Annotated in this window: 20 protein-coding genes; 13 read left to right on the plus strand and 7 right to left on the minus strand. The window is 73.8% G+C overall.

All coding sequences use genetic code 11. From position 1 onward, the window contains the following. The 3 genes from AB6N24_RS19800 to AB6N24_RS19810 all read right to left on the minus strand — a co-directional run. A partial coding sequence (locus AB6N24_RS19800) for an EsaB/YukD family protein (RefSeq protein WP_412871093.1) occupies positions 1-485 on the minus strand: 485 nt, incomplete at its 3' end. After that, positions 482-991 (minus strand): hypothetical protein, encoded by a 510-nt coding sequence (locus AB6N24_RS19805; RefSeq protein ID WP_412871094.1) that lies wholly within the window; start codon positions 989-991, stop codon positions 482-484. The genes AB6N24_RS19805 and AB6N24_RS19800, both read right to left, overlap by 4 nt. After that, positions 988-1845 (minus strand): FHA domain-containing protein, encoded by an 858-nt coding sequence (locus AB6N24_RS19810; RefSeq protein WP_412871095.1) that lies wholly within the window; start codon positions 1843-1845, stop codon positions 988-990. Before AB6N24_RS19810 ends, AB6N24_RS19805 begins: the two co-directional genes overlap by 4 nt. A gap of 340 nt (positions 1846-2185) precedes the next feature. Between AB6N24_RS19810 and AB6N24_RS19815 the strand changes: the two genes are divergently transcribed. The 9 genes from AB6N24_RS19815 (at position 2186) to AB6N24_RS19855 (ending at position 10188) form a co-directional block, all read left to right on the plus strand. Then, positions 2186-2551 carry a hypothetical protein gene (locus AB6N24_RS19815; RefSeq protein ID WP_412871096.1) on the plus strand — a complete coding sequence of 122 codons (366 nt, stop codon included), beginning with the start codon at positions 2186-2188 and terminating at the stop codon, positions 2549-2551. Between the two features lie 11 nt (positions 2552-2562). Continuing rightward, entirely contained in the window at positions 2563-2871 is a 309-nt protein-coding gene (locus AB6N24_RS19820) for a hypothetical protein (protein ID WP_258724390.1), read from the plus strand. Positions 2872-2873: 2 nt separating this feature from the next. Continuing rightward, positions 2874-3899, plus strand: coding sequence for a DUF6177 family protein (locus tag AB6N24_RS19825; protein WP_412871097.1), 1026 nt, complete (start codon positions 2874-2876; stop codon positions 3897-3899). Position 3900: 1 nt separating this feature from the next. Next, on the plus strand, positions 3901-4236 hold the full coding sequence (locus tag AB6N24_RS19830) for a hypothetical protein (RefSeq protein WP_412871098.1): 336 nt from the start codon (positions 3901-3903) through the stop codon (positions 4234-4236). A gap of 76 nt (positions 4237-4312) precedes the next feature. Further along, positions 4313-4678 (plus strand): DUF6507 family protein, encoded by a 366-nt coding sequence (locus tag AB6N24_RS19835; RefSeq protein WP_412871099.1) that lies wholly within the window; start codon positions 4313-4315, stop codon positions 4676-4678. A gap of 10 nt (positions 4679-4688) precedes the next feature. Continuing rightward, positions 4689-7148 (plus strand): hypothetical protein, encoded by a 2460-nt coding sequence (locus tag AB6N24_RS19840; protein WP_412871100.1) that lies wholly within the window; start codon positions 4689-4691, stop codon positions 7146-7148. A 40-nt stretch (positions 7149-7188) separates the two neighbouring features. Further along, positions 7189-8112: a hypothetical protein gene (locus tag AB6N24_RS19845; RefSeq protein WP_412871101.1), complete on the plus strand. Its 924-nt coding sequence runs from the start codon at positions 7189-7191 to the stop codon at positions 8110-8112. Between the two features lie 153 nt (positions 8113-8265). After that, the gene (locus AB6N24_RS19850) at positions 8266-9147 is read left to right on the plus strand and encodes a hypothetical protein (RefSeq protein WP_412871102.1); all 882 of its coding nucleotides are present in this window, start codon (positions 8266-8268) and stop codon (positions 9145-9147) included. Between the two features lie 672 nt (positions 9148-9819). Beyond that, complete coding sequence (locus tag AB6N24_RS19855; RefSeq protein WP_412871103.1) at positions 9820-10188, plus strand: hypothetical protein; 369 nt, start codon at positions 9820-9822, stop codon at positions 10186-10188. A gap of 99 nt (positions 10189-10287) precedes the next feature. Here the strand turns inward: AB6N24_RS19855 and AB6N24_RS19860 are convergent, their stop codons facing one another. From AB6N24_RS19860 to AB6N24_RS19870, 3 genes are read right to left on the minus strand one after another with little or no spacing between them, the layout of a single operon-like run. Continuing rightward, positions 10288-10635 carry a helix-turn-helix transcriptional regulator gene (locus tag AB6N24_RS19860; protein ID WP_412871104.1) on the minus strand — a complete coding sequence of 116 codons (348 nt, stop codon included), beginning with the start codon at positions 10633-10635 and terminating at the stop codon, positions 10288-10290. 4 nt (positions 10636-10639) lie between these two features. Next, positions 10640-11494, minus strand: coding sequence for an ABC transporter permease (locus AB6N24_RS19865; protein WP_412871105.1), 855 nt, complete (start codon positions 11492-11494; stop codon positions 10640-10642). Continuing rightward, the gene (locus AB6N24_RS19870; protein ID WP_412871106.1) at positions 11491-12405 is read right to left on the minus strand and encodes an ABC transporter ATP-binding protein; all 915 of its coding nucleotides are present in this window, start codon (positions 12403-12405) and stop codon (positions 11491-11493) included. The genes AB6N24_RS19865 and AB6N24_RS19870 overlap by 4 nt, the downstream gene beginning before the upstream one ends. 127 nt (positions 12406-12532) lie before the next feature. On the opposite strand from AB6N24_RS19870, the gene AB6N24_RS19875 reads away from it, so the two are divergent. Genes AB6N24_RS19875 through AB6N24_RS19885 form a run of 3 tightly spaced genes read left to right on the plus strand, consistent with a single transcriptional unit; the run spans position 12533 to position 14605 of the window. Beyond that, positions 12533-13300 (plus strand): hypothetical protein, encoded by a 768-nt coding sequence (locus AB6N24_RS19875; RefSeq protein ID WP_412871107.1) that lies wholly within the window; start codon positions 12533-12535, stop codon positions 13298-13300. A gap of 37 nt (positions 13301-13337) precedes the next feature. Then, positions 13338-13991 (plus strand): ClpP family protease, encoded by a 654-nt coding sequence (locus tag AB6N24_RS19880; protein ID WP_412871108.1) that lies wholly within the window; start codon positions 13338-13340, stop codon positions 13989-13991. Next, on the plus strand, positions 13991-14605 hold the full coding sequence (locus AB6N24_RS19885) for an ATP-dependent Clp protease proteolytic subunit (protein ID WP_412871109.1): 615 nt from the start codon (positions 13991-13993) through the stop codon (positions 14603-14605). The genes AB6N24_RS19880 and AB6N24_RS19885 overlap by 1 nt, the downstream gene beginning before the upstream one ends. Positions 14606-14615: 10 nt before the next feature. Here the strand turns inward: AB6N24_RS19885 and AB6N24_RS19890 are convergent, their stop codons facing one another. After that, on the minus strand, positions 14616-14984 hold the full coding sequence (locus AB6N24_RS19890; protein ID WP_412871110.1) for a helix-turn-helix domain-containing protein: 369 nt from the start codon (positions 14982-14984) through the stop codon (positions 14616-14618). A 148-nt stretch (positions 14985-15132) separates the two neighbouring features. On the opposite strand from AB6N24_RS19890, the gene AB6N24_RS19895 reads away from it, so the two are divergent. After that, complete coding sequence (locus AB6N24_RS19895) at positions 15133-15765, plus strand: dihydrofolate reductase family protein (protein WP_412871111.1); 633 nt, start codon at positions 15133-15135, stop codon at positions 15763-15765. Positions 15766-16175: the final 410 nt, after the last annotated feature.

Below are 16175 nucleotides of genomic sequence, written 5' to 3' on the forward strand. Positions count from 1 at the left end.
GTGCGGCCCCGGCGCGCGAGCAGCGCAGCGACGACGGCGAGCGCGGCGCACGCCCCGAGCAGCGTGGCGGCCGGGACGTCGACGTCGCGCACCGCGAGCCCGGCCGCGAGGAACCCGAGGACGCCCGCGAGCACCGCCCCGGCGACGACGCCCCAGACGGGCCGCCACGCGTCGGACCGGGACTGCACCGCGTCGGCGGCGACGTCCGTGACGTCCGCGACCTCCGGGGGCGGCGGCGCCTGGTCGACCCGGACGACGCGCAGGATCGTCCCGTGCGCGACCGCCTGCTCCGCGAGGGTGAGCGACGGGTCGAGCTGGTCGCCGACGGTCGTGACGAGCGCGACCGGACGTGCCGAGCGGGCCTGGCCGTCGTCGAGCAGCGACAGCACGTCGGGCAGCATCGCGGCGACCGGCTCGTCGTCGGGCAGCACGAGGTCGGCCTTGCGGCCCTCGCCCTGCACCGTCACACGGGTGTACTCGGTCACCGGTCCTCCTCGACGACCTGCAGCGTGCGGGGGTCGATCGTCACGCCCGACGCCGGGTCGGTGTAGTACCCGGTCGCCGGGTCCAGGTACCAGTCGATGCGCGGGTCGATGGTGTTCCCCTCGGGGTCGCGGGCCAGCCCGGTCTCGCGGTCGACGACGAACCCGGTCTGCGGGTCGATGAGGTCCTCGGACGTCGGGTCCTCGAGGAAGCCCGTGAGCGGGTCCTCGGGCATCTGGTCGGTCGGCTGGATCGGGTTGGCGGACAGCGCGGCGCGGAACGCGGCGAGCGCCTGGTCCTCGCGCCGGTCGTCGAGCAGGCTGACGACGAACGAGAAGGTCAGGCACCCGACCCCGGCGACGGCCGCGAGCACCACGGAGCCGACGAAGCGGCGCAGGTTCGTGTTGACCGGGCGGCGCCGGTCGAGCGCGCCGAACGACAGCGCCGACGCGAGCCGGTCGCGGTGCGTCCGCGTCGTCTCGATCAGGGTCCGGTCCGGGTCGTTCACGCCGCTCCCTCCGGCCCGGGGCCTGCCGCGCGGCGTCCCCCGGTGCTCGCGCGCTCCGCGGTCTGCGCCTGCGCGAGGTGCACCACGCGGTCGCCGAGCGCCAGTCGCGCGCCGACGGGGGCCTCGACGCGCACGTTCGGGGCGAGCCGGACCAGCGGCTCGCCCGGCAGCGCGACCGCGGTGCCGTTCGCCGACCCGAGGTCCGTGACCCACACCGAGGCGCCGTGCGGCTCGAGCAGGGCGTGGCTGCGCGAGATGCTGCGGCTCAGGTCCGGGATGCCGAGCAGGCGGTGCGCGCCGGTCGGGTCGACGGGGCTGCGCCCGACGATGGTCGGGCCGGTGACCTGCAGCACCGAGCCGTCGTCGGTCAGCAGCACGACGGTCGCCGGGCGGCGGCTGCCCGCGGCCCAGGGATCGGCGGAGCGCGGCGCGGTGCTGCGCGAGACCGGCGTCAGCGCCGAGGGGACCACCTGCAGCGGGTCGCGCCCGCGCACGAGGTCGGCGGTCACGCCGCGCGTCGGCAGCAGCGCGAGCGGGCTGCCGGGCAGGCCGGTGCGGGCGTCGACGGTCCGCAGCCGCAGCAGGCGGTGCCCCGGGGTGCGCCCGTGCCGCACGAGCCCGGCGACGACCCCGAGCAGGGCGGCGACGGGCAGCACGAGGCCGAGCAGCGGCGTCACGAGCAGCCCGACGGCGAGCGCGAGCACGACCACGCCCGCGTCCACGACCAGAGCCCAGGTCCGCCGCGTCTCGGCGAGCACGACGCCGTGGAAGAGGACGGTCGTGGGGACGGGCGCGCGCGGCAGGGCGGACGGTGCGTCCGTGCGCGGCGGGTCGACGGCGGTGAAGGCTCGCATCGGTGCGGGAGGTCCGGGCGGGGCGCGGGTCGCGGGATCAGGACGCGCGACGTCGTGGCGGGAGCCCGGCGGGGTCCCGGAGGGCCACGACGCGCGAGGGCGCCGACGGCACGGGCGCCCCGGACCGCGCGACCGCCCCTGCGAGGACCGGTGCGGTACGGGTGAATCTCGTGGACCTCGCGGACCTCGGCATGGGACCCCCTGTGCTGGCTGACCGGCCTCGACGCTAGCGCGTGCCGCCCACATCTGTCGTGGAGGTTCCGTGCCGGTCGGCCGTGCTCCGTAGCGTGTGTCGGACGTCCGCCCTACGATCGTCCCGCTGCCCGATTCGGGTGGATTCATGACACGCAGGGGAGGGTTCATGAAGTTCGCCATGGAGGCCGACGCGCTGCAGGTGCTCGGCCGGAAGACCGCGACGGAGTCCGACGACCTCGGGCAGCTCGTGCGGAACCTCAAGGAGGCGGCCGAGCCGCTCGAGGGCACGTTCAACGGTGTCGCCAAGGCCTCGTTCGTCTCGTTCAAGGAGCGCACGGACGACATCTCGACCGTCCTGAACAACGCGCTGGTCGGCATCACGGAGTCGATCTCCGGGCAGAACCGCGCGTTCGTCACGACCGCCGACGAGGGTGCCGACGTGCACCGCTCGGCCGAGGGCTCCGCCGACTTCGCGGGTGCCGACACGTCCAAGTTCGCACCGAGGGCCTGAGGGGGACCGCCATGTCGACGAACCAGCTGGACCGCAACGACTACGACATCAACGCCTCGCAGTCGGCGCAGGCCAACTTCGAGCGGGCCGCGAGCGCGCTCGAGGCGGCTCTCGCGCGACGCGACGCGGACGTCAAGGCCGCGATGGCCGTCTACCAGGCCGACGGGGTGAGCGACCGCTACGCCGCGATGGAGCAGCAGTGGAACGCAGCGGGCACCGAGGTCCGCGGCATCATCTCCGCGATCCGCAACTCGCTGGCGGACAACGACGAGATCGCGCGTCGCGGCCTGCAGCAGGCCGCGTCCTACATCCCGGACTGACCGTGCACATCGTCCACCCGGTCGCCGACGAGTGGGATGACGAGTACTCGGTGTTCGTGGCGTCGGGCCGCTCCGTGCTGCTCTCGGAGCCCCTGGCCGCGTTCCTCGACCACGCGACGACCGAGCGCCTGCGCCCGGTCCTCGTGACGTCGTCCGACGCGCGCCTGAGCCCGTTCGTCTCGCTCGCGATGCGTCGCGCCGCGGGGCACTGGGCCGTGCGGCACGACGACGGGCGGGTGTTCGACGGGCTCTCGGGGTACCGGATCGACTCGTTCCCGGACCTGTGGCCGCGCTCGGGCACGGACCGGGACCGGCTCGGCACGTTCGCGGGCTCGGCACCGGAGCCGCGCGGGGTGCTCATGTTCGACGTGTTCGCGCACCAGCGCGCCGCGGCGGACACCCGTGTCGGGGCGCTCGCGGCGTCGGTCGTCGGCTCGCTCGGCGGGCAGCCGCTCGACGTGTGGGGCCTGCACGAGCCGCTCGTCGAGGCGTGGGACACCGCGGTGCTCACCGAGACGGCCCGGCGCGGGATGCCGGCGTCCGAGCTCATGCACGCGCGCGGGCCCGACGGCTCGTTCGTGGACGTCGCGGTCGCGCGGACGCGTCGGGGGGTCCTCGAGCAGGTCAAGGGCGGCGTGCCGGTCGGGGCGTACCCCCGGACGATCGCCGGGGTCGTCGCGCAGGCGTCGGCGACGCTCGCGGCGGTCGCGGAGGGGTTCCAGCCGACGATCGGGTTCGTGTCCCTCGCCGAGACCGACGAGGGTGCGACCCAGGGCGTCTCGGCGAAGCGCCTCGAGGTCCCGCTCGCGGTCGTCATCGGGCCGCGCGGTGTGCACGACCTGCGGGTGGACCCGGCGCGGCTCGCGGAGCGGCACGACGTGACGGTGCTCGGACGCAAGCGCCTGCCGAGCGTGCTCGTGCGGTTCAGCGACCCCGACGTGGGTCTGTGGGCGCAGCTCGTCTCGTTCGCGCACGACCTGGGGTACGACAGGATCGCCGCGGCGACCGGGCTCGACACGGAGGTATGAGGTGCCCACCGAGCTCGTGCTGCTGAGCGACGTCGAGCCGACGTCCGAGGCGATGGTGCGTGCCGCGTCGGTCGAGCACCCGCTCGGGACGTTCCTGGAGTACCGCGACGGCCAGATCCGGCAGTTCGTCGACGCGGACGGGCAGGCGCTGCTGCAGGTGTACCGGACGCGGCCGGTGTCGGTCCCGCGCGAGGCCGCGGCCGCGGTGCAGGACCCCCCGCAGTCCTTCGCGCTGTGGACGGACCTGGCCGTGCCGTACGGGGCGCCGGAGACGGCACGGGCGCTCGCGGAGGCGATCGCCGACGCGGTGGGCGGCGTGATCCGGGAGCGGGCATGACCGGCACGAGCACCACGAGGACCATCAGGACCGCCCGCACCACCGTGGCGGTCACCAGGGGGAGAGGGGAGCGGGCATGACGCGCTGGAAGATCACGCCGGCCGACGTGCAGGGCATCCTGACCGGGGTCAACGCGGACGCCGAACAGCTCGGCAAGGCGCTCACCGAGGACAAGTTCCAGGGCGTGCTCGACGGGCTGCTCTGGGGCGGTCCGCTCACGCAGGACGTCCCGAGCGCCGTCAACGCGGTCCTCGGCGACCAGAGCGCCAACCTGCGCAACATCGGCAACCGCATCAACGCGGGCGTCGTGGGCGTCTCGAACGCCGTCATCGCGTACAACAACGGCCAGGAGGACATGGCCGGGTCGTACCAGGCGGAGCTGCTGAAGTCCGCGGAGTCGGGTGACTTCTCGTACTTCGTGAAGCACGGGTACAAGGCCTGAGGGGGCACACATGACGGTCACACCGACGCAGTGCGTCGCGGACGGCGGGCTCATCAACCCGGCGGCGTTCCCGGCGAAGTCCGCGGACCTGGACCCGGAGAAGGTCCGGGTCTCGGCGGCGTCCGTGAAGACGATGGGCGCGTCGGTGCAGGACGAGACGAGCTCGATCGCGACGAGCTGGAACGGGCTCACGCACAGCTACGAGGCGCCCGAGCAGCAGCGCGTCTACGACCTGATGCGCCCGGCCGTGACGTCGGCGAACGAGCTGAAGACCGCGTTCCACACGATGGCGGGGCACCTCGAGACGTACGCGACCGCGCTCGCGGGGATCAAGCCGCGGCTGGCGTCGTTCGAGCGGCGGGCGGCGGCGTTCCGGGCCGAGGTCATCAACGGGGTGCAGGTCGACGCGTCGTCGGCGAACGATGCCAGCTTCGGTGACACCCTGAAGGGCGCGGTCGACTTCATCCCCGGCGTCGACGAGCGCCAGGTGACGGTGCCCTGGTACGAGGACGGGGACACCGTCCAGCGCAACAAGGACCTGCTCGCCGAGTACGCGGAGCTGCTCGAGGACGTCTCGACGGCGAGCGCACAGTGCGCCAACGACATCAACCGCCTCGTCACGAACATGTGCGTCACGCCGGTCGAGGTGATCCCGGCGGAGGCGTTCACCAACCCGGCACAGCCCATGCCGTGGGGCGAGCCGCGCGAGGAGGACCGCAACTGCCCGGAGTCGGTCGGCAGCGGCGCGTACACGTTCGGCAAGGACATCGTGCAGGGCGCGGGCATGCTCGTGCTCGGCTACAACCCGGAGACGGGCGGCTACTTCGAGGGATCCGCGTACGGGCAGGCCTGGGGCGGGCTGGGCGACCTCGTCGGGTCGATCGCGCTGTTCGCGTCGCCCGTCGCCTGGGTCGCGATCGGCATGCAGGCGAACGGGGACACCGACAACGACTTCATCCGGTTCATGGACGACCGGTACGACACCGTCGTCGGCGGCCTGGGCAGCCTCGTCGGCTACGACCACGGGGCCGAGGACGGCTGGCACAAGTGGAAGGAGGACGGCGTCGCGGCCGGCACCGGTGCCGTGCTGAGCGTCGGCACGTTCTTCATCCCCGGCGCCGGGCAGGTCGGGACGCTCGCCAAGGGTGGGTCGATCGCGGCGAAGGGCGCCAAGTTCGTCGCCATGGCGACGGAGTTCGTGGTCCAGGGCGGGTCCTGGGTCGTCAAGGGCGGGATCAAGGTCGCCACCGCTCTGCGGGAGGCGCTCGTCTTCGGGGGCGACCTGCTCGCGGGCAACCTGCGCGGGCCCGCGCTCGCCGGTGTGGGCGCAGGGGGCGGCGGCATCCGGTTCAACGCCACCGCGATGGCCAGCTCCGCGGCCGACGGTACGCCGTCGGTCACGCCGCGGCGGCCTCCCGTCAGCAGCGACCTCTTCCCGTCGTCCCGCGGGTCCTCGCCGATCGGGTCGGCCCCTGCGCCGCGCGTGTCGGCGCCTGACGTGGACGTCACGCCGGCGCGGCCGGCGGGCAACGGTGGGGGTGACGCGTCGGGTCCCGGCTCCCCGAACCGGGACGGCTCCCCGAACCGGGACGGCTCCCCGAACCGGGACGGCTCCCCGAACCGGGACGGCTCCCCGTCGAGCCCCGGAGCCCGCCCGGGCGACGCGAGCGGTCCTGAGCGGCCCGGTACGCGTCCCGTGGACGAGAGCCCGCGGGCCGGGGACGGCACTCAGGCGCCCGGTGACGGGCGCGGTCCGAGCACCGGCGAGCCGGGCGTCCCCGACCGCGACGGCTCTCCGGCCGAGCCCGCGGACCGCCCCGATGCAGCGCCCGACGGGGGCGAGCCCGTGGGCCGTGACGGTGACACCCCCGCTGCTCCTCGCGATCCCGCGGAACCGGAGGTCGGCACCGGCGCCGGCACGAAGGAGTCCCCTTACGTCTACGCGTACGAGAACCCCGCCGAGCCGCTGCACGGGACCCCGAAGCCTCAGGCGACCGAGCTGCTGGACGTCGGCCCGTCGAAGAGCCACCCGTCCGGCTCGCGAGAGCACATGCTCGCCCGCTGGAGCGAGTACCTGGACAAGAAGAACGGTGGCGGTCTCTCGTGGGAGAGGTGGCGCGACACCTACATCCGCAACCAGGGTCACCATGCCCGGGGTGTGGCCTTCGAGTCCGCGTACTTCGACGTCCGGGAGTCCTCGGCGGGGTGGCTGCGCAACGAGTCCGTCGAGCAGCTGACCGGCGTGAACCGGAACTACGACGGTCTCCTCGCCGCCGAGCAGCGGGCCCTCGAGATGAAGTCCGGCGGCGGCATCGACAAGCGCCAGCTCGTGAAGGACAAGGAGCTCGTCGACGCGGGGTGGGAGATCAAGTACGTGTTCGGCAAGCCGCCGAAGGCGGGCACCATCCGGAGGCTGGAAGCGGCTGGCATAGAATGGGAAGTGTTCTTCGGGCAAGCGGTGATCCGCTAGGTCGGCATTGTCTCCGCGTTCTTTCTCCGAAAGGTGATTCGTGACCGTCGGTCAGGCGAACGAGCAGTTCGAGCAGTGGCTCGAGGAGATGCACCCGCGTCTCGCACGCTTCGAGGACTTCCTGATGCCGCAGTCCTGGACGCGAGGGTTCCGGCGCGAGTCGCTCGCCGAGCTCGAGGCACACATGCTCGAGCGGTGGCCGGACCGTGCGGCGTTCGCCGAGCAGCCGGACCCCGACTTCGTCGACGGCGCAGTCCGGTACATCGGCGAGACGCTGCTGCGCCTCGGCGGCGGGAGCTGGTTCGTCGACGACGACGCCTCGTCGATCCTGGGCGGACGCCCGTACATCCGGCTCGACACTCTGGACAGGACGGCGATCTCGCCGTTCAACCTCATGACCACCCTGCTCGCCCGACGCACCGGCCAGGTCCTCACCAAGGTGTTCGACGCACAGAGCGCGCGCGTCGTCGAGCGCCGTGAGAAGGAAGGGCCGGGCTGGGAACCTCACCGTGCCCCGGTTGCCGGGCTCACCCCGGAGGCCACGGAGTCGGCCTCGCAGAGCCCGGAGCGTGCCGAGTGGGTGAGCCAGGTGCCCGGGTGGATCGAGGAGCTCCGTTCGCGCCTGGGTGCGGACGGTGGCCGGCTCGATCTCAGCCCGGGCTCGGTCGACGTGCTCGAGGGCTGGTTGCTCACCGAGGTCCCGGCCGGCTCCGCACCCTCAGACGTCCTGCGCGACGCGTCCGCCGCGTACCTGGGGGAGGTCGCCCGGTCGAACGCGGGCGGCGACTGGGTCTTCCGGTCGGGCGACCCGGACGAGAACCCGTACGCCGGCCGGCCGTGCGTGCGACGCGAGGACGAGGACGGCAAGCCCCGGAACTGGCCGCCGCACGTCTCGTTCGACGCCGTGCTGCGGGATCGAGCGCCGGGCGTGCTCGCTCGTCATCTCGCGTCCTACAGCGCCTGAGTCTCGCCCCGTCCGACGGGTGATGGGCGGGACCCGGTGCACGCGGTCGAGAACAGGTACGCGCACCGGCCGGACTGCCACCGTGCGCCGCAGCGTGCCGTGACTCGCCTCCGCGGCCGGGTGCGCTCACGCGCCGGGGGAAGGTGATCAGTGATGTCAGCAGATGAGGCCCGCTCGACGACCCGCTTGCCGGAGCAGTCCCGCATCGTCGGCGAGGTCGCGCGTCTCGTGGTCGCGGAGCTCGACGAGCCGTGGGACCGTGCCGTCCTGGACTTCCGCGCGCTGGCCCACTCGGCGGAGCACGGGCTCGACATCTGGCGCGGGGGCACGGTGGAGGAGGACTTCCCGCCGGACGCCACCCTGCGCCTGCTCTTCGAGCTGCGCGAGGTGATGTACGTCCCGAGCGCCGGGACGTGGTTCGGCGTCGAGATCGAGATCACGGCGGACGGGCGGACCCAGACGCGGTTCCACCACGACGACGAACCGGCGTGGTTGCTGCCTCCGGACGACGAGACCTATGTCGACGACCTCGAGAAGTACCCCCGCGACGAGGAGAACCAGCCGGAGTGGTTGCGGCAGAAGGTCGCGAGGGCCCGAGCGCAGAGCGAGCGCGAGCTCGGCCCGGGCGACTGGGTCGGGCTGCGGTTCGAGGCGTCGTTCACCACCGACGGGCAGCTCTCGACCGAGCTCGACTTCCGGCCGCCGCCCTCCGCGGCACGCTGGGCCGAGGCGGTCGCGGGGCGGCTCGCGGAGCGGGGCATCGCGGCGCGTGCCGGCGAGAGCATCGACGACGAGAGCGGCGTGACGTACCCGGACGTGCGCGTCGGGCTGGGGACCGGGTACTGCAGCGTGGCGTTCTGGGCCGACGAGGTCTTCTGGTCGGTCGACGTGGCCGCCTCTCAGGGGGATCTGGGGACCGTGCGGCGAGCCGCCACTGCGGTGCGTGAGGTGGTCCAGGACGTGACGGGCTGGAGGTTTGTCGACGCCAGGGTGACGACGGCGTACGAGCGCGCGATGCTGGGGCTGCCGCGGTAGGACGCAGGTTCCAGCCCGGCCGGGGACGAGCGCTCGAGGCGGTCGCGCGTGGGCGAGAGGTGCGAGGCGAACGACTGTGCACAGGTTCGGTGCCGAGGGCGAGCAGGTCGAGACGTTCCTCCGGGAGGTCCGTGCCACGGACGTCGACGGCTGGAGGCGGTTCCTCGAGGTCTCCCGGCCGAGCGCCGACGCGCGGGCAGCGAACCGGGCGATCGGCGACGCGCCGATGTCGGCGGTGGTCACGCACAGCCGTGTACAGCGCCGCGCTCGCTGCCGTGCGGAGTCTCGGACTGAAGGTCGAGGACTTCCCCGAGGGGGCTCGGCTGCTCAGGATCTCTGCGGGCGTCGAGGCTGCGGCGATGGCCATCGCCGCAGGCGACGGGCTCACGGCGGCGCAGCGGCGGGCGCTCCTGGAGACGTTCGCCGAGGCCGGCTTCCGCTCCGTGCAGCCCGTGCTCGACGCCGAGGGTCGCCGGTGACCGGATGACTGCGACCCCGGTACGGCAGAACGGTCTCGTCGAGCGCAGGACGCCGTGGGGCAGCCCTCCCGGGAGGGCCGGACGACGGTGCAGAAGCTCGGTGCCGAGGGCTCGCGCTGCGTCGCGAGCAGATGGACCCCGACTGTGAAGGAGGAGTGACGTGCACGCCGAGCTCGGACCGCACGGAGGCCTGGTGGCACGGTTCTTGGACGAGGTGCGGACGAGGAGGGTCGACTGGCCCGAGCTCGCGGTGCGAGCGGAGGGTCCCGGGGTCACGTCGGCGATGTACGCGCTCGCCGAGCTGCACTGGCCGCGCGCCGTCCTGAGTGCGGTCGACGAGGCCGGGCTCGATGCGTTCACCTCGTTGGGGCTGTCGAGGTCGGACTTCACGGACCCGCTGGCGCTCGGTGACGTGAAGGTGAGCGTGCTGGCCGCGACGAAGGCGATCGCCGCGGGCGACCAGCTGCCCGTCGAGCACCGGCGGGCGCTGCTGCAGGCTTTCGCCGACGAGGGGTTCGAGTCCGCGGTCGCCGCGCTCCGGGAGAGGCCTGAGTCGTCGTAGGACACGCCTCCGCGACGGGTTGCGCTCCACGGGCGGAGGAACCCCGGCGAGCGGGTCGCTGCACGTCTCGGCGGACGACGCGCTCGGGGTGGTCGCCGGTCAGCTCCCGATGCGCGGGAACGGGCGTGTCGAGAACACGACCTCGACCGGCACCTCGAAGTGCTCGGCGATGCGCAGCGCGAGGAACAGGCTCGGGCTGTACTCGCCGCGTTCGAGGTAGCCGACGGTCTGGTAGTGGACGTCGAGGGCCTCGGCGAGCTGGCGGCGCGAGATCCCGCGCTCGGCGCGCAGCACCGCGATGCGGTTGTGGACGGTCTCGGGCGCCCGCTGGCCCGCGGGCGGTGGACCGGCGGTGCGCAGCCCGGGCGCCCGGGGCTCGGCCGCCTGCGCCTGCGCCTGCTCCGCCGGCCGCCCGCCCGCTCGCGACCCCTCCGCCTCCCGGCCCACGGCCTCAGCCAACGCGCTGCATCCGTTCCTGCCGGCGGGCCTCGACGGACGAGCCGGACTCGCGCCGGGCCATGCGGCGCAGCAGCGGGGGGAGCAGGAGCATCGACACGACCGCCCACAGTACGAGCACGACGACGGTCTCGAGCGTGCGCCACGAGCCGCCGATCTCGAGCGCGGCGGCGGCGTCCGGCAGGAAGGCGGACCTCATGCCGAGCCCCACCCAGTACATCGGGAACAGCTGGGCGACGCTCTGGAGCCACCCCGGGAGCGAGCTGAGCGGCACGAAGATGCCCGAGATGATCGCGAGCCCGATGACGGGCAGCATGCCCCACGTGCTCACCTTGTTCGGGCTCGTGGCGAGCGAGCCGATGATGAACCCGATCGGCAGGCAGGTGACCAGGCCGAGCACGAGGTAGCCGGCGACGGCGAGCCAGCCCTGCGCGCCCTGGTGCATGAGCCCGTCGAACAGCAGCGCGCTCGGCACGAGCAGCACGACGAGCATGGGCAGCACGCCGAGGCTCTGGAACAGGAACTGCCCGGAGACGTAGCCGGTCATGCCGTGGGGCACCGCCTTGGCGCGCAGCAGGGTGCCGTCCTCCCGCTCGATCGACAGCGTGAAGGCGGGGCCGACGATGCCGCCGAACACCACGAGCGCGCCCAGCATGCTGGGCAGGATGAGGGTCGGGAGCAGGAGCCCGGTCCCCTCGACGGGCGTGTCCCGGTTGGCCCACAGGTAGGCGAGGGACCCGAGGCCGACGACGACGTAGAACATCCAGTCCTGCGAGCTGCGCAGGCTCTGCCGGAACTCCGCGAGGCCGCGCCCGATCCCGACGCGGACAGCGTAGGTCGTGTGGTTCATCGGGTCGCCTCAAGGAGCCGACGGCTGTCCGGGGCCGTCTCGTGCCGGTGCACCAGGGTCATGTACGAGTCCTCGAGCGTGGTGCGGCGGACCTCGAGGTCGGTGACGTCGTCGTGCTGCGCGAGGAGCTCGCGGACGAACGCGGTCGCGTCGTGCGCGGGGTGCACGAACCGCTCGCCGCCGCGGGCCCAGCGGACCTCGGACGTCCCGGCCACCTCGCGGGCGAGCGCGTCGGCGCTGCCGTCGGCCACGATCCGGCCGCCCGCGAGGATGAGGATGCGGTCGGCGAGCTTCTCGGCCTCGTCGAGGTCGTGGGTCGTGAGCACGATCGTGGTGTCCTCGAGGTCGGCGAGCCCGGCCACGATGTCGTGGAACTCGCGCCGCGCCTCGGGGTCGAACCCGGCGGTGGGCTCGTCGAGGAACAGCAGGTCGGGACGCCCGACGATGCCGATCGCGACGTCGAGCCGCCGGCGCTGGCCCCCCGACAGGGTCGAGATCTTCTGATCGGGGTGCGCGGTGAGCCCGACGGTCGCGACGAGCTCGTCGGTGTCGCGGGGCCGCGGCCGCCCGGGCACGCCGTAGGGCACGTAGTAGCGGCCGAGGTGCGCGAGCAGGTCGCGGACCCGCCAGCGACCGTGGTCGCGCCACGACTGGAGCACGATGCCGATGCCGGCGCGCCAGTCCTCGCCGGCGGTCGCGGGGTCCTCGCCGAGCACCCGGACCTCGCCGCCGGAGCGGTTCCGGAAGCCCTCGAGGATCTCGATGGTCGTGGTCTTGCCGGCGCCGTTGGGCCCGAGCAGGGCGATGACCTCACCGCGCCGGACCTGCAGGTCGACGCCGTCGAGCACGTCGGTGGTGCCGTACCGCATCCGCAGGTCACGGACGTCGATCACCACGTCGTCGTGGCGCATGGGTTCACCCCTGGGATGTCGTTGGTCTGCCATCGTATGTAGCAGGTGTACTACCGACCGTCGTCTCGCGTCAACGGGTTTGGCGCCGTGCATCCCGGGCCCGGCCGGCGCGCGCTACGGTCCGCGGATGAGCACCTCCGTCCCGCAGAGCGGCCCGAACCCGACCCGGCACCCGGTCCCGCACCCCCCGGCCGGGCCGTCCCCCGCGGCGCCGGCGACCCCGCGCTCGACGCGCGGGGCGAAGATCCTCACCGCCGGCGGGGCGCTCCTGCTGCTCCTCACGCTCGTGGTCGGCATCGGCGTCGCCCGCGTGTTCCTGGGCGTGCTCCCGCTCGGCGTCGTCACGTCCCAGGGCGAGCCCGGCCCCGCGGTCGTGGCGAGCCTCGACGCGCCGGGGGCCACCGAGGTCGAGCTCCCCGCGGACCGGTACGCGGTCTACGTCGCGCAGCCCTCGGCGGACCGGGGAGGTGCGGGCGACGGCGACGACGCCGTCGGGCTCGCGGCCGACCTGGTGGTCACCGGCGCGGACGGCACGGCGGTCGACACCTCGCGCGGGCCGCAGGTGACCTCGACCACCGGCGGGGGCGGCGTCACCGCGCACACCGTCGCGTCCTTCACGATCACCGAGCCCGGCACGTACACGGTCGTCGCGCCGCCGACCGAGGACGGTTCGACCGCGACCGTGCTGCTCGCACCCGACCAGGACTTCGCGCCGTTCCTCGCCGGGATCTTCGGGTCGATCCTCGGGGTCTTCCTCGCGATCGGCCTCGGGCTCGTCGGGTTCCTCCTGCTGGCCGGCGGGATCGTGTGGTGGGTGCTCGCGCGCCGGACGCGTCTGCCGTCGGCAGATCTGCCGCAGGCAGACGGACGGGTCCCGGGGGCTCCGGCGGTGTGACGGTGGGGTGACCAACCCCGCACCGGAAGGCACCCCGATGACCGTCTCCACCAGCCCGCCACGGACCGGCCTCCCGCCGGTCACCGCGCGCACCGAGGCCCCGCCCGCCCCGTTCGACGACCAGCTCGCGACGCGGCTCCTGCACCAGCGCATCGTCGTGCTGGGCCGGGAGGTCGACGACGCCATCGCGAACCGCATCTGCGCGCAGCTCCTGCTGCTGTCCGCGGAGGACCCGCGCCGCGACATCGCGCTCTACATCAACTCCCCGGGCGGCTCGGTGAGCGCCGGGCTCGCGATCTACGACACCATGCGGCTCATCCCCAACGACGTCGCGACGCTCGCGATGGGGCTCGCCGCGAGCGCCGCGCAGTTCCTGCTCGCGGCCGGCACGCCCGGCAAGCGGTTCGCGCTGCGCCACGCCCGCGTCCTCATGCACCAGCCGTCCGGCGGGCTCGGCGGCACCGCGGTCGACATCGCCATCCAGGCGCAGAACATGGCGCACGTGAAGCGCACCATGCAGGGGCTCATCGCCGAGCACACGGGCCAGCCCGTCGAGACCATCGAGCGCGACAGCGACCGGGACCGCTGGTTCACGGCCGACGAGGCGCGCGAGTACGGGATCGTCGATCGGGTCGTCACGCAGCTCGACGACGTGCGCCCCGACGCCGGCCGCGCGAAGGTCGGCCTCTGATGGCCGGGCAGTACACCGTCCCGATGGTCGTCGAGCAGCGGCCGACCGGGGAGCGGTTCTCGGACGTCTACAGCCGGCTGCTGTCGGAGCGGATCATCTTCCTCGGCACCGAGATCGACGACGGCGTCGCGAACGTGACGATCGCGCAGCTGCTCCACCTGCAGTCGGAGAGCGCTGACCTCGACATCAGCCTGTACATCAACTCGCCCGGCGGCTCGCTCACCGCGCTCATGGCGATCTACGACACGATGCAGTTCGTCAAGCCGCAGGTCCAGACGTTCTGCATGGGTCAGGCGGCGTCGGCGGCGGCGGTCCTGCTGGCGGCCGGGGCTCCGGGGAAGCGGTTCGCGCTCGAGCACGCGCGGGTGCTGCTGCACCAGCCGTCGGGCGGCGGGGAGGGCACCGCGGCGGACCTCGAGATCCAGGCCCGCGAGGTCCTGCGGCTGCGCGCTCAGGTCGAGCAGGTGCTCGCGCGCCACACGGGCCACACCGTCGAGAAGCTGCGTGCCGACACCGACCGGGACCGGATCCTCACGGCCGACGAGGCGGTCGCGTACGGGCTGGTCGACGGGGTCGTGCGCACGCTCAAGACGGGTGCGGTGCAGGCGGCGTAAGGCCGCCGGGTCAGGCCGCGCGCAGCAGCACGGTGGCGGACGTGCCCGTCGTCGGGCCCGGGGCGTGCACGGGCTGCAGCACGTGGAGCGTGCCGCCGCTCGTCCGCCCCGGGAGCGCCGTCAGGTCGACGACCTGCGCGTGCCCGACGAGCGTCCGGTGCGCGTCCGCGAGCAGGTCGGCCAGACCCATCCCGAGTGCGCCGCACACCGCGACGAGCACCTCGGACGACGCCTCCTTGCGGCCGCGCTCGATCTCGGACAGGTACGCGACCGAGACCCGGGCGTCGGTCGCGACGTCGCGCAGCGTGCGGCCCTGGGCCTCGCGCCGTGCCCGCAGGATCGAGCCGACGAGCCGTCGCAGCAGGGGTTCACGCGCCATGGGGACCTCCCGGGTCGTCTCCTGGCGAACGTAGCAGCGCGTGCGGCCTGCGCACCGGACACGGGGTCCGCCCGCAGCGAACGATGAGTTCCGCCGCGCGCGCCGGTCCACACCCCCGACCAGCGCCCTGCTCCCGGAGGAGAGACCCGTGCGGCTCACCGTGCACACGTTCCTGACCGTCGACGGCGTCATGCAGGGCCCGGGGGCGGCCGACGAGGACGCCTCAGGCGGCTTCACGCGCGGCGGGTGGCTCGTGCCGTACGCCGACGAGGACATGGGCGCGATCGTCGACGACTGGTTCTCGCGCGCGGGGGCGATCCTGCTCGGGCGCACGACGTTCGACATGATGCGCGACTACTGGACCCAGGTCACCGACCCCGGCGACCTCGTCGGCGTCGCGCTCAACGGGCTGCCCAAGTACCTCGCGTCGCGCACCGTGACCGAGCCGGGCTGGGCGTCGACCACGGTGCTGGGGGACGACGTCGTGCAGGCGGTCGCCGCGCTCAAGGAGAAGCCCGGCGACGAGCTGCAGGTGCACGGCAGCGGCGCGCTCGTGCGGACGCTGCACGCCGCGGGCCTCGTCGACGAGTTCCGGCTCCTGGTGTTCCCGGTCGCCGTCGGGCACGGCAAGCGGCTGTTCGCCGAGGACGCCCCGCCGACCGGCTTCGACCTCGTCGAGCAGCGGCGCACCCGGGCCGGCGCGGTGTACTCGGCGCTGCGCCCGACCCCGTTCGAGGCCGCCGACCACCCGATGCCGGAGGACGGCCGCGCGACCTTCTGACCTGGGCGGCAGCGCGGTCCGGGCTCCGTCACCGGATGTGCACGCTCGCGAACACAACCCTCACCGGACCGCCCCCGGCACGGCCGTCGCAGGCGTGCGGCAGTCCCTAGCGTGGGCGCCATGACCGACGCCGGCCCGCCCGCCACCCCTGCCGAACCGACCCCCGGGCGCCCCGAGCCCGGCCCGGACGACGCCCCGGCTGCGCCCGCTGCCGGTGGTTCGCCGGCCGACCCGGTCGCCCCGGCCGCGGACCCGGCTGGTGCCTCGCCCGCTCCGGCAAGGCCGACCGCGGCGCCGAAGCCCGAGCCGTCGGACGGTGCGACCCCGGGCTCCGCGCCACCGCTCCCCGCGGCGCCCGCCGCGCAGCCCGCGCCGGCCCCGACGGCGACGGCTCCGCGCGGTCCCGCGCC

Origin of the sequence: Cellulomonas jepli (genome assembly GCF_047229345.1) — a bacterium.
Taxonomy (GTDB): domain Bacteria; phylum Actinomycetota; class Actinomycetes; order Actinomycetales; family Cellulomonadaceae; genus Cellulomonas_A.

What these genes read in the sequence shown, in the direction of transcription:
- AB6N24_RS19810 (WP_412871095.1), bottom strand. Translation starts at nt 1,845, where the DNA reads ATGCGAGCCTTCACCGCCGTCGACCCGCCGCGCACGGACGCACCGTCC.
- AB6N24_RS19815 (WP_412871096.1), top strand. Translation starts at nt 2,186, where the DNA reads ATGACACGCAGGGGAGGGTTCATGAAGTTCGCCATGGAGGCCGACGCG.
- AB6N24_RS19820 (WP_258724390.1), top strand. Translation starts at nt 2,563, where the DNA reads ATGTCGACGAACCAGCTGGACCGCAACGACTACGACATCAACGCCTCG.
- AB6N24_RS19835 (WP_412871099.1), top strand. Translation starts at nt 4,313, where the DNA reads ATGACGCGCTGGAAGATCACGCCGGCCGACGTGCAGGGCATCCTGACC.
- AB6N24_RS19840 (WP_412871100.1), top strand. Translation starts at nt 4,689, where the DNA reads ATGACGGTCACACCGACGCAGTGCGTCGCGGACGGCGGGCTCATCAAC.
- AB6N24_RS19850 (WP_412871102.1), top strand. Translation starts at nt 8,266, where the DNA reads ATGTCAGCAGATGAGGCCCGCTCGACGACCCGCTTGCCGGAGCAGTCC.
- AB6N24_RS19865 (WP_412871105.1), bottom strand. Translation starts at nt 11,494, where the DNA reads ATGAACCACACGACCTACGCTGTCCGCGTCGGGATCGGGCGCGGCCTC.
- AB6N24_RS19870 (WP_412871106.1), bottom strand. Translation starts at nt 12,405, where the DNA reads ATGCGCCACGACGACGTGGTGATCGACGTCCGTGACCTGCGGATGCGG.
- AB6N24_RS19875 (WP_412871107.1), top strand. Translation starts at nt 12,533, where the DNA reads ATGAGCACCTCCGTCCCGCAGAGCGGCCCGAACCCGACCCGGCACCCG.
- AB6N24_RS19880 (WP_412871108.1), top strand. Translation starts at nt 13,338, where the DNA reads ATGACCGTCTCCACCAGCCCGCCACGGACCGGCCTCCCGCCGGTCACC.
- AB6N24_RS19885 (WP_412871109.1), top strand. Translation starts at nt 13,991, where the DNA reads ATGGCCGGGCAGTACACCGTCCCGATGGTCGTCGAGCAGCGGCCGACC.
- AB6N24_RS19890 (WP_412871110.1), bottom strand. Translation starts at nt 14,984, where the DNA reads ATGGCGCGTGAACCCCTGCTGCGACGGCTCGTCGGCTCGATCCTGCGG.